The sequence below is a fragment of the Nitrosospira sp. Nsp18 genome, from assembly GCF_900103145.1.
Lineage (GTDB): Bacteria > Pseudomonadota > Gammaproteobacteria > Burkholderiales > Nitrosomonadaceae > Nitrosospira.
On record NZ_FMWY01000010.1, the window covers coordinates 45,127 to 59,928 of the forward strand.

Consider the following 14,802-nt stretch of genomic DNA (forward strand, 5'->3'; position numbering starts at 1 on the left):
ATGAAAAAGATCATCAGGAGCGGTCGTATCATAGACCCGAGGAGCGGAACTGACGCTATCATGGACGTGTTCATTGCGGCAGGCAAAATCGTCGGCCTGGGTGAAAGCCCGCATGGTTTTCATGCCAACCGGGAAATAGATGCCAGCAACATGATAGTGTGCCCCGGCCTGGTGGATTTATCGGCCAGGTTGCGCGAGCCGGGTTTCGAATATAAAGCCACCCTCGAATCCGAAATGGCTGCAGCGGTAGCCGGAGGTATCACCAGCCTGGCCTGCCCTCCCGATACTGATCCCGTACTGGATGAACCGGGGTTGGTGGAAATGCTGAAGCATCGCGCCAGAAGTCTCAATCAGGCTCATGTTTATCCTGTCGGAGCACTTACTCAAGGTTTGAAAGGTGAACGGCTGACGGAAATGGCTGAATTACGTGATGCCGGATGCGTCGCTTTCGGCCAGTCGAATATGCCGCTTCCGAACATACGTGTGATGATGCAAGCCATGCAATATGCTTCTACCTTCGGCTTCGTGGTTTGGCTCCGTCCCCAGGACATGAATCTTGCCGACGGTGGCGTGGCGCATGACGGCGAAGTGGCGACGCGATTGGGCTTGCCCCCGGTTCCTGTTTGCGCGGAAACCGTAGCGTTGGCGAATATTATTTTGATGACGAGGGAAACGGGCGCCAGGGTTCATCTATGCCGTATCTCCAGCGCGGAAGGCGTCGCCATGATTCGCGCGGCCCGGCAGCAAGGCCTGCCCATTACCTGCGATGTATCGGCTAACCATATACATCTTTCCGAAATGGATATCGGTTTCTTCAATTCGAATTGTCATCTCATTCCACCACTACGGGCTTTGGGAGATCGTGACGCGCTACGAGCCGGCCTTCTCGACGGCACGATAGATGCGATATGTTCGGATCACGCGCCAGTGGATGAAGATCACAAATTGCTACCTTTCGCCGAGGCCGAGGCCGGCGCCACAGGCATGGAATTGCTGTTGCCGCTGGCTTTGAAATGGGGGGCTGAAAAAAAAGCTCCCCTGGCCCAGGTGTTGGCGAAAATCACCGCGGAACCCGCCCGTATACTGGGTGTGGAAGCCGGTTACCTGTCTCTTGGCGCTACCGCCGATTTGTGCATTTTCGACCCCGAACAATACTGGAAGGTAGAAGCAACTGCGCTGAAAAGCCAGGGAAAGAACACCCCATTTCTCGGTATGGAACTGCCAGGCAGAGTAAAATATACCCTGATCAACGGTAACATCGTGCACGAAGGTTGAGGTTTGGAAGTTGCGCCACAACCATGCGTTGTCATTTTCGTATCTCTGCAACTGAACTGATTTCTCGACAATATGATGAATCCTCTGCTTGATTTTTCCGGACTGCCGCGCTTTGCGGATATTCGAATCGAACATATCACCCCGGCGGTAAAACAGTTGCTGGCCGATGGCCGCAACACTATTGACCGGATACGTGATGACAATGCCGTGCCGACCTGGCAGAATTTCGTGCAACCCATAACAGACGCCAATGAGCGCCTGTCTCGAGCTTGGGGGCAGGTATCACACTTGAATGCGGTGGCGAATACGCCGGAGTTGCGCGAGACCTACAACGCCAACCTGCCATTGGTCACGCAATATTATGCGGAGTTGGCGCAAGACCCCGTCCTCTTTGAGAAATTCAAACAACTCCGCAACAGCCGGGAGTTCGAGAGCATGAATCAAGCTCGAAAGAAGATAATCGAAAACGACTTACGGGACTTCCGCTTGGGTGGGGCAGAGCTACCGCCTGAGAAGAAAAAGCGATTTCTCCAAATTCAGGAAGAGCTGTCGGCGCTGGGTTCCAGATTCAATGATAACCTGCTGGATTCCACTAATAGTTTTGTATTGCATGTACAAAGCGCGGATGAGCTTTCCGGCATTCCCGACGATGCAGTGCAAGCGGCGCGGGAAATCGCGGAAAAAGATAATGCCCCGGGTTGGAAATTTACGCTGCACGCCCCATCATATATGCCCATCATGCAGTATGCCGACAACCGGGCGCTGCGCGAAACGATGTATCGTGCTTATTCTACTCGCGCCAGCGAGATAAGATCACCGGCTCCGCAAGCTGAAAACGCTGCCAATCTGGATAACACGCCGCTTATTGCGAAAATGCTTGAACTGCGCAAGGAAGAGGCGCAGCTGCTGGGATTTGATTGCTATGCCGAAGTCTCGCTTGCGACCAAAATGGCCTCAACCCCAAAACAGGTACTGGATTTCTTGAGTGAACTCGCAGCCAAGGCGAGGCCCTACGCCGAGCGCGACCTCAAGGAATTACGTCAATTTTCCGCTGAAAAAATGGGATTGCAAAATGTCGAAGCATGGGATCTGGCTTATGTAAGCGAAAAACTGCGCCTCGACCGTTATGCATTCTCTGAGCAGGAGGTGAAGCAGTATTTTCCTGAAACCAGCGTGCTACCGGGCATGTTCAAAGTGGTCGAGCATCTTTATGGCATTACCATTGCCCAGCTAAAGGCTGCCGACATTCAGCTCTGGCACGCCGATGTAAAGCTTTTCAATATCATGGGTGTTCAGGGAAATCTGATCGGCCGTTTTTATCTTGACCTCTACGCGCGCCCAGGCAAGCGAGGCGGAGGATGGATGGATGACGCTATCAGCCGCCGCCGTATCGGCGGTAATGAAGTGCAAGGGGAAGAAAGCATTCAGGTACCGGTCGCATACCTTAACTGCAATTTCTCTGCACCCGTTCATCTCGATGGACAAACTCGTCCCGCCTTGTTCACCCACGACGAGGTGATTACGCTATTTCATGAATTTGGGCATGGCCTGCACCATCTGCTTACGCAGGTGGAAGACTTGGGCGTGTCGGGCATTCATGGGGTGGAATGGGATGCGGTGGAACTACCCAGCCAGTTCATGGAAAATTTCTGCTGGGAATGGGAAGTCCTGCGTGACATGACCAGGCGCGTTGACTCGTTGCCGCGAAGCGGCAGTCTGCAGGAGCCGGCGAGCAGCGATCAATCTCTTCCGCGCGATTTGTTCGAGAAGATGCTGGCAGCGAAGAATTTCCAGAGCGGCTTGCAAATGCTTCGCCAGATAGAATTTGCGCTATTCGATATGCACCTTCATGCTGATTTCCGCCCCGGTGGAGAAAAAACAGCGCAGCAATTACTGGACGAGATCCGTAAGCAGGTTGCGGTAATTATCCCTCCTGAATTCAATCGGTTTCCCAATAGCTTTTCACATATTTTCGGTGGAGGCTACGCTGCCGGCTATTACAGCTACAAGTGGGCGGAAGTGTTATCTGCCGATGCGTATAGTCTTTTTGAAGAAAGTCCTTCCGGGGTTGTAGTCAATCCCGAAACCGGCGCCCGCTTCTGGAATGAAATTCTTGCAGTGGGCGGAAGCCGGGCCGCGCTGGAATCATTTATCGCATTCCGCGGGCGTAAGCCAAAAATAGATGCCTTGTTGCGCCACCACGGAATGGCGCCTGCGTGAAAAATATACGGGAAAGGCTCGACCGCGCAGAAACATTCGGCAATCTTTGAGCCTGGAGGAAATTTGGGTGCGGCGGGACTAACTTGAAGGAGTTACAACGGGTGGCCAAGCATTTCTGATATCGTTATCCGCTAAATGGCTCCTGTTGTTCCGAGTTTCCTGCCGGTTTTGCGATTCATTTTGATCAGCCGATTATTCTTGCAACAACGTCTCTCCAACGCTAGTATAGAACTCGGGCAAGTCACTCATACTCTTCTGTCCTATAATAAGTCTTCAATAAGGACTTGTAATCCGGGAAGGAGGGCATGCTACATATCCATTTTGCAGCCCTTCAGCCAGGTAAATCAGCTAGATCAACCGGGCTCGGGGACAGCCCGTAAAAATAGCTTATGGGAATTCTTGACGTCGCTGGACAATAGGAGAAAAAAAGATGAAACATGTTACATGGGGGGTCGTTACGGCTGCGGTACTGGCTATGGTGTTTGGAGGTTGTGCGCAGGTGCCGCCATCGCCCCAGGTTCAAAAATACTCGGATAGCGAGTTGCCCGTGCCTGCGGACTATAAGAGCTGGCCAAAGTTTTTATCTGATGTGCAGCGAGCCGACGTCAAACAAGTCCGCGAAATCTATATCAACCCCGTCGGACATAGCGCCAAAATGGGTGATGAATTTCCTAATGGGACCATTTCCGTGATGGAGATTTACAAGGTTAGGGAAGCTGCCGACGGTACCCCTCTGAAGGGCGCGGATGGTAAATTTGTCAAGGGTGAGCTGTCAAAAATAGGCGTGATGGGCAAGGGCGCGGGCTGGGGTGAAAGTGTGACGCCTCCGGAACTCAGAAACGGCGATTGGGTATATTCCATGTACATGGCTGATGCCAAAACGAAAGCGCCGGACGATACGGCAACCTGTCGCGCATGCCATCTACCGCTCACGGATAAAGACTACATTTTCCGCTACGACGAATATTTTCAGAAACGCGTAAAATAGTCGTGCCTGCAAAACTTCATCTTTAACAAACGGCCATCATTAATCGATGGCTATCTTCATTTTTTTTGCCCGCGGCATTGCAGACGTTCATGGCATTACCCCGGCGCGCCCATCTGCTTTCATGTGCCCCAATCATCGGCTCCACCGCATTACTATAACCCGATAATCCGGTCCACGTATGCTTCATGGGGCATCTCTACAAGACAACATTTTCAGCGCTCGGAAGCGGCCTTGGTCGGACCTTTGGAAGGATAGCGCTGTACCGAGCGGCGAAACATGTGAAGAGGCGAATATTCCATGAGTTGCGCAAATACCAATTTGCCTGAATGCATAATGGGAAATCGCAGAGGGAAAATTACAGCTTTCCAAAAAACTCATGTTGAAACGGTGACACCCTTATATACGGCGTTTCCTGTTGGCAATCAATTTGTTATTTAACCGTCCGAGCTGAATTGCCCGACACTACTGACTCCGGATCTCCATTCGGGCATCAACTCATGCTGAGCCAGTCGCCAACATTGCATTAGTCCTGTGCGTTGCGTAGTATTCATTTCAAGCCATTCGAGGCCAACGAAATCCTTGGAAACTTCATCTTGCCAGTAATGGTCGCCCTTTCTCTATCCCATTCGCCGCTAATTTCCCTCAGGCGGCGAGTTTCGCAAGAAGCTCTACAGGAAGAAGAATATGAGCAAAATTTGGTTTGTAAAACGGCAAGAATGCCCAGCATGCGCTTCAGGTAGCTTCAGAACGATATACCAATGCCAATATGACAGATCTCCAATAGCAGATTATTTGGTAGATTTTTATTCGCCACAAGGCATGGTTGAATTTGAGTATCTCGAAGGAGCTGCTTACGTTCTGTCCGAATGCGATGTCTGCGGTTTGATTTTTCAAAGAGATATTCCAAACGATTTTCTGATGGAAAGACTGTATGAACATTGGATAAATCCCCAAAAAGTATTTAGCCACCACTTGAAGAATCGCGGACTTGAATACTATTCACGCCATGCCCAGGAAATTATGCACATTATTGCGTATTTCCGAAAAAATCCTACATCCTTGAATTTTCTCGATTTTGGTATGGGGTGGGGCGAATGGGCGCTGATGGCGAAGGCTTTTGGATGTAATTCATTTGGTTCAGAATTATCTACCGAACGAATACAACACGCGAAGTTAAATGGGATCAGGATTATAAATTGGGGCGAGATTCCTCAATATCGCTTCGATTTCATTAACACTGAGCAGGTATTTGAACACATACCAGAACCTTTACAGACATTACGCCATTTAAGCAGCAGCCTAAAAACAGATGGAATTCTGAAGATTAGCGTCCCCTATGCACCTGATATAGAGCAAAGATTAAAAGTCATGGACTGGAAATCAGAAATAGGCTCAAAAAATTCTCTTATGCCTGTTGCTCCTCTCGAGCATATTAATCTTTTTAGAAAGCAGTCATTCTCCAAGATGGCAATTCAAGCAGGATTAGAAGAATTACTGATCCCCAAAAAAATACAATATCAATATTTAACCGACTGGGGTGGAGCGAAGAAAATTTTGAAGAGTATGCTCCGTCCGTTTTACAGAAATATTCTAAAAAAAGGGAACTATATTTTTTTCAGAAAGTGTAGATAAAAATAACAAGCGCTAATTTTTTGGAATAACCCTCCGCTCGTAGATTACGACCGGAGGGTCTGGATGTGCCGTGACCCCTTACTACGCGCCCAAGCGCAACGCGCCATGCGCGTGAGGCTACTGATTTGGGGCCACGTCCGCGTATCGAATGCCCATTAACTGAGCTTGCCGTGACATTGTTTATACTTTTTCCCTGATCCGCAAGGGCATGGATCATTGCGCCCGATCTTCTCCCCTTGGCGCACGAATGGCTGATGCTTCTCCGGATGATCCTCGGCGTCGCGATTCGGCTCACCGCCTTCGAAAGATCCCTCTTCACCCAGCGCTTCTTCGAAAGCCGCGTGGTGATACTGTACGTTTATAGGTGAGCGTTGTGTTTCCGCCACGGCTTCCACCTGCTGCTCACTTCTTATCTGCACGGTCATGAGCGTCTTGGTAACTTCCGCCTTGATCCCCTCAAGCATGGAAGTGAATAGTTCAAAAGCCTCCCGCTTATACTCCTGTTTAGGGTTTTTCTGTGCGTATCCTCGAAGATGGATACCCTGACGCAGGTGATCCAGCGCCGAGAGATGCTCCCGCCAATGGATATCGAGACTTTGCAGCATAACGGCACGCTCGTACTGATGCATGACATTCGCGCCAACCTGGTCGACCTTTCCTGAATAATATTCTTGCGCTGCTGCACTGATCCGCTGATGCATGTTTTCGTCATGCAGGTCGGGCTCCTTCTCCAGCCACTCCTGTAATGGCAATGCCAATTGATACTCGGCCGCCAAGGCCTTCTCCAGCCCTGGAATGTCCCATTCCTCCTCTACACTTTGCGTCGGGATATAAAGTGCGACCAGACTGCGCAACACGTCGTCGCGCATTGCCGTAATCGTTTCCGAGATATCTTGCGACTCCAGAAGTTCACCACGTTGCTCATAGATTACCTTGCGCTGATCGTTGGCGACATCGTCGTATTCCAGCAACTGCTTTCGTATGTCGAAATTGCGGGCTTCCACCTTGCGCTGGGCGTTTTCAATCGCGCGAGTGACCCAGGGATGCTCAATGGCCTCACCTTCCGGCATGTTAAGCCGCTGCATGATGCTTGCTACCCGATCAGATGCAAAGATACGCAGAAGTGGATCTTCCAGCGAGAGATAAAAACGGCTGGAACCCGGATCGCCCTGGCGGCCCGAACGGCCCCGCAACTGATTATCCACGCGGCGAGATTCATGCCGCTCTGTGCCGATAATATGTAATCCGCCTTGTTTCAGCACCTCATCATGAAGAAGTTGCCATTGCTGCTGCAATTGCCCGACTCGCTCGATCTTTTCCGGTTCGCTCATGCTTTCGTCGGCACGAACCCGCTCAAGTTCAGGTTCAGGATTGCCGCCAAGTACGATATCGGTTCCGCGACCCGCCATATTCGTGGCGATCGTGATCATTTCGGGACGTCCGGCCTGGATGACGATCTCAGCTTCTCTTGCGTGCTGCTTGGCATTCAATACCTGGTGCGGCAACTTCTCGCGGGTCAATAACCCGGAAAGCTCCTCATTGTTTTCAATAGAGGTCGTTCCGACGAGAACGGGCTGTCCCCTCTTATGACAATCCCTGATATCTTCAATGATAGCGCGATTCTTTTCTCCCATGGTGCGGAATACCTGATCCATGCGGTCATTGCGGATCATGGGGCGATGGGTTGGAATGATGACTGTTTCCAGCCCGTAGATTTGCTGAAACTCGAAAGCCTCGGTATCCGCCGTGCCCGTCATGCCGGCCAGCCTCTGATACATGCGGAAATAGTTTTGAAAAGTGATCGAGGCAAGTGTCTGGTTCTCCTTCTGGATCGAAACACCTTCCTTTGCTTCCACCGCCTGATGCAATCCTTCCGACCAGCGCCTGCCAGACATGAGCCGCCCGGTGAACTCGTCGACGATGACCACCTCGCCATCCTGTATCACGTAGTGCTGGTCAAGATGAAATAACGCGTGTGCACGCAGGCCAGCGTATAAATGGTGGACGAGATTGATGTTGGCCGGATCGTAGAGACTGGTTCCAGGAGGCAGCAACCCAGCATCGGCAAGCAAGTTTTCCGCGTGCTCGAAACCTTCCTCGCTCAACAGAACCTGCTGGGCTTTTTCGTCTACGCTGAAGTCACCCGCACTTTTTTCGGTTTCCTGGCGAACCAGTTTCGGAATCAGCGCGTTCATACGCACATAAACTTCGGTGTTGCCTTCGGCCTGACCGGAGATAATCAACGGCGTGCGCGCCTCATCGATCAAGATGGAATCGACTTCGTCAACGATGGCATAATTAAGTACGCGTTGCACCCGCTCGACAGGGTGGTTCACCATGTTATCGCGCAGGTAATCGAAACCGAATTCATTATTGGTGCCGTAGGTTATGTCTGCCGCATAAGCGGACTGCTTTTCACCGTGATCCATCTGTGAAAGGATTACGCCTACGCTGATACCGAGGAATTGATAAAGATGCCCCATCCACTCCGCATCCCGTTTGGCAAGATAGTCATTCACGGTAACGAGGTGAACGCCCTTGCCAGCCAGTGCATTGAGATAAGCGGGCAAGGTCGCCATCAGCGTTTTACCCTCGCCTGTTCGCATCTCGGCAATCTTGCCGCTATGCAGCACCATGCCCCCGATCAATTGAACGTCGAAATGACGCATCCCGAGCACCCGTTTGCCAGTTTCACGTACCACGGCGAATACCTCGGGCAGTAAAGCGTCAAGGGTTGTCCCGTCGGCAATGCGCTGCCTGAATTCTTCGGTTTTTGCACGCAGTTCGGCGTCGGTAAGCGCCGCAATCCTGGTTTCCAGTGCGTTAATCGTCGCCACCGTCTGGAAATACTGTTTGATCAGCCTATCGTTACGGCTCCCGAAAACTTTCTTGAGCAGATTGTTCAGCATGAAATCTCAAAAATTCTGTTAGCGACTATCCAAAAAATAAGGGGTGAGGTTTTTGGCCTCACCCCCACCCGCAGAGTATTGACCCGGCTCAACCGGGCATCTTCAAGAATCGTGACGGGTTTTGCGGCGAGCCCTTGTGCCGGACTTCAAAATGCAGATGAGGACCGGTAGAACGACCAGTGCTGCCTACTTCCGCGATCTTCTGCCCGCGCACCACGACTTGGCCCAGCCTGACCAAGCGCTTGGAAGCATGAGCATAACGGCTGACGAAATCATTGCCGTGGTCAACATCGACCATATTACCATATTCGGGATGAAAATCGGAATACACTACCACGCCGCCCGCCGCAGCCACGATGGGCGTACCTGTTGCAGCCGAGAAATCAACCCCTTCATGAAAAATGCGTCTTCCCGTAAAAGGATCTATACGCACCCCGAAACCCGAGGAGTACCATTTTGTGTTCACAGGCATCACGGACGGAAGCATTTTCTTCTTGAGCCTGTCTTGCATCAACAATGAATCCAGTGCGCCAAGCTTGTCGCTACGGTCATCCAATGCGAGCGACAGTTCCTGGATCTTACTGTTGAACTCTGCAAATGACATATCCTCGGATGGCAGCGTCGATACGGTTCCTCCCTGACCGGGATTCTGATTAAACCGAAATTCCTGAGGCTTGATACCCGATAATTCCGCCAGACGAGCGCCCACGGAATCCAGCCGCAGCAGCTGTGCCTGCATCTGACCCATTCTGACTGCCATGGCATTGAGGCTATCGCGCAAGTACGACTGGTTTTTTTTATGTTCCTCCTGCTGTACACTCGAAACGAGCGATCTCAGGGAAGGACTGTCGATCTTGTCAGCATACCGAAGAGAAAGATAATTCAACCCCATCGCAAACAATACAGAAGCTAAAACTCCTCCCCCTGCCAGAAGTACAAGATGCACGCCGGTCAGGGTCAAGGTTCTCGGTTTTTTTAAATTATTGGAAATTAGAATAATATGCATCTCATTCCCTAAATTACTCTTTAGCTATGACCGTCCACAAGATAAATTTCTACCTTGGAACCCTAAGGCTGACGCCCAAGCATCAGCGATTATTCAGCTACATGGACGAGTTAACCGCGATGCAACAGGCATTCTCGAAAATCGTTCCGCACCAACTGGTTCGACACTGCACGCTAGGCGGATTCTTTGAAGGAAACCTGACGATATGTGCAGGTAACGGTGCAATTGCGGCAAAACTCAGACAGACGTTGCCGTCATTATTATTAAAATTTCAAGCGATGGGCTATGAGGTTACTGCAATTCGACTTGCTGTGCAAGCAGATTACCGTAATATTCGTAAGGGTGATTTACCCGGTAAAAAAATGCGGATAGGCCGGGCTGGCATGGAAAGGCTGAGTGAATTGGCCGAAGGATTGCCACCATCGCCTCTAAAAACCGCAGTCGAATCGCTGCTGGAAAAACAGCGAATGGAAGGCGAGAAGAACGGCTACGGCTCGGATATTATCTAAAATCCCGGCAATGGTGGGGAGATCGATGGATTCCTGGATGGATTCGTATAACGCATGCGTAGGCGATAGCGTGCCTTGTGCGAAAATTTCGCGCTCTGCGGATGAGTAATGACAAACTTGCCACGGAACGCGAAGGCCGCTGAGTCTTCCGTGCTATCGGCTCAAGCTCCGCTGGCGATCACAGCGATCGCGAACCAGCCTCAGCTCATGAGGCCTATCCGGGCGAACAAATATTTTATTTATTCATAAGCAATGCTAATCCGCTTGCTTCCTCAAGAACGCGGGAATATCAAGGACGTCCACTCCCGATTGTTTCATGGCCTCGATGGTGGCATCGCGCCGTCTATTCGTACGTAACGCGGCCGGGGCATCCAGATCCTTCCAGTTGATACCATCCGCCGAGAGGGCATTATCTGTCCCGGTGCGCGTGTGGATCACGCTTAGCGGTTTAGGTTGTATGCGGTTAACGACACCGCCCAGCCCTGTGGCAACCATGGTCACCCGGAGATTTTCTTCCATATTTTCATCGATGACGGTGCCGACTATCACGGTGGCGTCTTCCGCCGTAAAGTCTTTGATCGTATTCATCACCTCGTGCACCTCGCGCATCTTCATGGCTGAGCTAGCGGTAATGTTCACCAATATTCCTCGCGCACCGGAAAGGTTCACATCCTCCAGCAGGGGACTGGCGACAGCCTGTTCCGCCGCTGCGCGCGCGCGGTCCGCCCCTGAGGCAAACGCCGAACCCATCATTGCCATGCCCATTTCCGACATCACCGTTTTTACATCGGCAAAATCGACGTTGACAAGGCCCGGGCAATTGATAACTTCCGCGATGCCGGCCACGGCGCCGTACAGTACGTTGTTGGCAGCCTTGAACGCATCAAGCATGCTCACGTCTTCGCCTAAAACCAGCATCAGCTTATCGTTGGGAATTACGATCAGCGAATCGACATATTGTGACAACGCTTCCATTCCTGCCTGAGCTGCTTTAAGCCGCCTGCCCTCGAACGAAAAGGGCTTGGTAACCACTGCTACGGTAAGGATTCCCATTTCCTTGGCCACTTGCGCCACCACGGGCGCAGCGCCGGTTCCGGTACCGCCGCCCATTCCCGCGGTAATAAATAGCATGTCCGCGCCTTCGATTAATTCGGCGATCCGGTCGCGGTCTTCCAACGCTGCGTTACGTCCGATTTCAGGATCTGCGCCAGCGCCCAGTCCCTTTGTGATCGCTGATCCCATTTGCAGCAGAGTACGTGCCTGATTACGCTTCAATGCCTGGGCATCGGTGTTGGCACAAATGAATTCGACGCCTTGCACGCCGTTCAGGATCATGTGATCCACGGCGTTACCGCCGCAACCGCCCACGCCAATGACCTTGATGACGGCTTCCTGTGTTTCTGTATCCATGATTTCGAACATTACGCTCTCCTTTAGGAATTGTATCAACTGAACAGTATTTGTTATTTAAGTCTTTCCGCTTTTGAACGCTGCTGCCAGCCGCCCCTTCGCTGTCGAAAAGAGACCTCCCCCATTTTTGGGGTCTTCGGATAGGAGGCCCTCAAAAATTGACTTGAAACCAACTTCTCATCCTTTCCAGAATTCGCTTGAACGAGTTGCCCTGCAACCGGGTGTGCTGGTGTCGCTGGAGATGTTCCATGCCGGCCAGTATCAAGCCAATGCCGGTAGAGCACCGCGGCGTAAGCACCACTTCTTCCAGGCTGCCGTGATAGTGCGGAAGGCCTAGCCGTACAGGCATATGGAATATCTCTTCGCCGAGCTCCACCATACCTTGAAGGGAGCTGCTGCCGCCGGTAATGACGATCCCGGACGACAGCAGTTCCTCGAAGCCACTGCGGCGCAGTTCAGCCTGCACCAGCGAATAAAGCTCTTCCACACGGGGCTCGATGACTTCTGCCAGTGTTTGCCTGGAAAGCTGGCGTGTTCCACGGTCGCCCACGCCCGCCACTTCCACCATTTCATGCGGGTCAGCCATACCGCGCAAGGCGCAACCGTAGCGGCACTTGATGTCTTCGGCATCCTTGGTAGGGGTGCGGAGCGCCATCGCAATATCATTCGTGATCTGGTCTCCGGCAATTGGAATCACCGCGGTATGGCGAATGGCGCCATGTGTGAATACCGCGATGTCGGTTGTACCCCCGCCGATATCCACCAGGCAGACGCCCAGATCTTTTTCGTCTTCCGATAGCACGGCCATGGCCGAGGCCAGCGGTTGCAGCACCAGGTCACGCACCTCCAGCCCGCAGCGCCGCACACACTTCATGATATTCTGTGCCGCGGATACCGCCCCGGTCACGATATGCACTCTGACCTCCAGCCGTATACCGCTCATGCCGATGGGCTCGCGCACATCCTCCTGGCCATCTATGATGAACTCCTGATTGAGTACGTGGAGAACTTGCTGGTCGTTAAGGATATTCACTGCCTTCGCGGTTTCCATCACACGTTCCACATCCAGTCGCGACACTTCCTTATCCTTGATGGCCACCATCCCATGCGAATTGAAACTTTTGATATGGCTACCGGCAATGCCGGTATAAACTTCCCGAATCCTGCAGTCGGCCATCAACTCGGCTTCTTCCAATGCCCGCTGAATCGCGTTGACGGTGGTCTCGATGTTCACTACGACCCCTTTCTTCAGGCCCCGTGAAGGATGACTGCCCATACCGATAACTTCATACCCGCCTTCGGGTTTCACCTCTGCGACAATAGCCACAATCTTCGATGTGCCGATATCGAGCCCCACAATCAGATTTTTTGTTTCGTTGCTTCTATTCATCTATCTTAAAAGCCCTAAATCTGCCAGCATTTCCATCAAATCAAATCCATTTTGTTTCAGCATCGCACCACGTGCTTAGCGGACAGCAAAGCCGCTCGGATAACGCAGGTCAACGTAAGTCAATTGCCGATCTAACCGGGCAATGGTGGTGTCGTGCACCTGCACGTAACGCTCCAGCCGCACCCCCATTTGCTCGCGTCCGAGCGCCAGTACGGTCCCATTCACGAGTTGCCCTGCGGCCGTATGTGCTGGTGTCGCTGGAGCTGTTCCATGCCGGCCAGTATCAAGCCAATGCCGGTAGAAGAGCATCGCGGCGTAAGCACCACTTCTTCCAGGCTGCCGCGATAGTGCGGAAGGCCTAGCCGTACCGGCATATGGAATATCTCTTCGCCGAGCTCGACCATACCTTGAAGGGAGCTGCTGCCGCCGGTAATGACGATACCGGATGACAGCAGTTCCTCGAAGCCACTGCGGCGCAGCTCAGCCTGTACCAGCGAATAGAGCTCTTCCACGCGAGGCTCGATGACTTCCGCTAGTGTTTGCCTGGAAAGCTGGCGTGCTCCACGGTCGCCTACGCCTGTCACTTCCACCATTTCGTGCGGGTCGGCCATACCGCGCAAGGCGCAACCGTAGCGGCACTTGATGTCTTCGGCATCCTTCGTAGGGGTGCGGAGTGCCATCGCGATATCATTCGTGATCTGGTCTCCGGCAATCGGAATCACCGCGGTATGGCGAATGGCGCCGTGTGTGAATACCGCGATGTCGGTTGTACCCCCGCCGATATCCACCAGGCAGACGCCCAAATCTTTTTCGTCTTCCGACAGGACCGCCATGGCCGAGGCCAGGGGCTGCAACACCAGATCACGCACCTCCAACCCGCAGCGCCGCACGCACTTCATGATATTCTGTGCCGCGGATACCGCACCGGTGACGATGTGCACTCTGACTTCCAGCCGTATGCCACTCATACCGATGGGCTCGCGCACGTCCTCCTGCCCATCTATGATGAATTCCTGGTTGAGTACATGTAGAACCTGCTGGTCGTTAAGGATATTCACTGCCTTGGCGGTTTCCATTACACGTTCCACGTCGAGCCGCGACACTTCCTTGTCCTTGATAGCCACCATCCCGTGCGAATTGAAACTCTTGATGTGACTACCGGCAATGCCGGTATAAACCTCCCGAATCCTGCAGTCGGCCATCAATTCCGCTTCTTCCAGCGCACGCTGAATCGCATTGACCGTGGTCTCGATGTTCACTACGACCCCTTTCTTCAGACCCCGTGAGGGATGGCTGCCCATGCCGATAACTTCATATCCGCCTTCGGGTTTCACCTCTGCGACAATAGCCACGATTTTCGATGTGCCGATATCGAGCCCCACGATCAGATTTTTTGTTTCGTTGCTTCTATTCATCTATCTTACTAGCCCTAAATCTGCCGGCATTTCCATCAAATCAAATCT

At 52.3% G+C, this 14,802-nt stretch carries 12 protein-coding genes; 5 read left to right on the forward strand and 7 right to left on the reverse strand.

Annotated features, from left to right (window positions below; all coding sequences use genetic code 11):
* From BLS94_RS06480 to BLS94_RS06490, 3 genes are all read left to right on the forward strand, one after another.
* Positions 1–1,275 carry a dihydroorotase gene (locus BLS94_RS06480; RefSeq protein WP_072767810.1) on the forward strand — a complete coding sequence of 425 codons (1,275 nt, stop codon included), beginning with the start codon at positions 1–3 and terminating at the stop codon, positions 1,273–1,275.
* Positions 1,276–1,347: 72 nt separating this feature from the next.
* Positions 1,348–3,495 carry a M3 family metallopeptidase gene (locus tag BLS94_RS06485; RefSeq protein ID WP_090958720.1) on the forward strand — a complete coding sequence of 716 codons (2,148 nt, stop codon included), beginning with the start codon at positions 1,348–1,350 and terminating at the stop codon, positions 3,493–3,495.
* A 430-nt stretch (positions 3,496–3,925) separates the two neighbouring features.
* Positions 3,926–4,483: a cytochrome P460 family protein gene (locus tag BLS94_RS06490; RefSeq protein ID WP_072767808.1), complete on the forward strand. Its 558-nt coding sequence runs from the start codon at positions 3,926–3,928 to the stop codon at positions 4,481–4,483.
* 22 nt (positions 4,484–4,505) lie between these two features.
* Here BLS94_RS06490 and BLS94_RS14835 read toward each other — a convergent pair whose 3' ends face one another.
* On the reverse strand, positions 4,506–4,670 hold the full coding sequence (locus BLS94_RS14835) for a hypothetical protein (protein ID WP_176767807.1): 165 nt from the start codon (positions 4,668–4,670) through the stop codon (positions 4,506–4,508).
* Between the two features lie 497 nt (positions 4,671–5,167).
* Here BLS94_RS14835 and BLS94_RS06495 point away from each other — a divergent pair, with 497 nt between their 5' ends.
* On the forward strand, positions 5,168–6,115 hold the full coding sequence (locus tag BLS94_RS06495) for a class I SAM-dependent methyltransferase (RefSeq protein WP_090958723.1): 948 nt from the start codon (positions 5,168–5,170) through the stop codon (positions 6,113–6,115).
* A 155-nt stretch (positions 6,116–6,270) separates the two neighbouring features.
* Here BLS94_RS06495 and secA read toward each other — a convergent pair whose 3' ends face one another.
* Both secA and BLS94_RS06505 read right to left on the reverse strand, forming a co-directional pair.
* The gene (gene secA / locus BLS94_RS06500) at positions 6,271–9,024 is read right to left on the reverse strand and encodes a preprotein translocase subunit SecA (protein ID WP_090958725.1); all 2,754 of its coding nucleotides are present in this window, start codon (positions 9,022–9,024) and stop codon (positions 6,271–6,273) included.
* Between the two features lie 88 nt (positions 9,025–9,112).
* Positions 9,113–10,030, reverse strand: a complete 918-nt coding sequence (locus BLS94_RS06505; RefSeq protein ID WP_090958728.1) for a M23 family metallopeptidase — start codon at positions 10,028–10,030, stop codon at positions 9,113–9,115.
* Positions 10,031–10,056: 26 nt separating this feature from the next.
* On the opposite strand from BLS94_RS06505, the gene BLS94_RS06510 reads away from it, so the two are divergent.
* Complete coding sequence (locus BLS94_RS06510; protein WP_072767805.1) at positions 10,057–10,539, forward strand: DciA family protein; 483 nt, start codon at positions 10,057–10,059, stop codon at positions 10,537–10,539.
* A 255-nt stretch (positions 10,540–10,794) separates the two neighbouring features.
* Here BLS94_RS06510 and ftsZ read toward each other — a convergent pair whose 3' ends face one another.
* The 4 genes from ftsZ to ftsA (BLS94_RS06525) form a co-directional block, all read right to left on the reverse strand.
* Positions 10,795–11,961, reverse strand: coding sequence for a cell division protein FtsZ (gene ftsZ, locus BLS94_RS06515; protein ID WP_072767804.1), 1,167 nt, complete (start codon positions 11,959–11,961; stop codon positions 10,795–10,797).
* Positions 11,962–12,100: 139 nt separating this feature from the next.
* Entirely contained in the window at positions 12,101–13,339 is a 1,239-nt protein-coding gene (gene ftsA, locus BLS94_RS06520; protein ID WP_090958732.1) for a cell division protein FtsA, read from the reverse strand.
* 75 nt (positions 13,340–13,414) lie between these two features.
* Complete coding sequence (locus BLS94_RS14840; RefSeq protein WP_176767808.1) at positions 13,415–13,564, reverse strand: cell division protein FtsQ/DivIB; 150 nt, start codon at positions 13,562–13,564, stop codon at positions 13,415–13,417.
* The gene (gene ftsA, locus BLS94_RS06525; RefSeq protein ID WP_090958735.1) at positions 13,561–14,754 is read right to left on the reverse strand and encodes a cell division protein FtsA; all 1,194 of its coding nucleotides are present in this window, start codon (positions 14,752–14,754) and stop codon (positions 13,561–13,563) included. The genes BLS94_RS14840 and ftsA (BLS94_RS06525) overlap by 4 nt, the downstream gene beginning before the upstream one ends.
* Positions 14,755–14,802 lie beyond the last annotated feature (48 nt).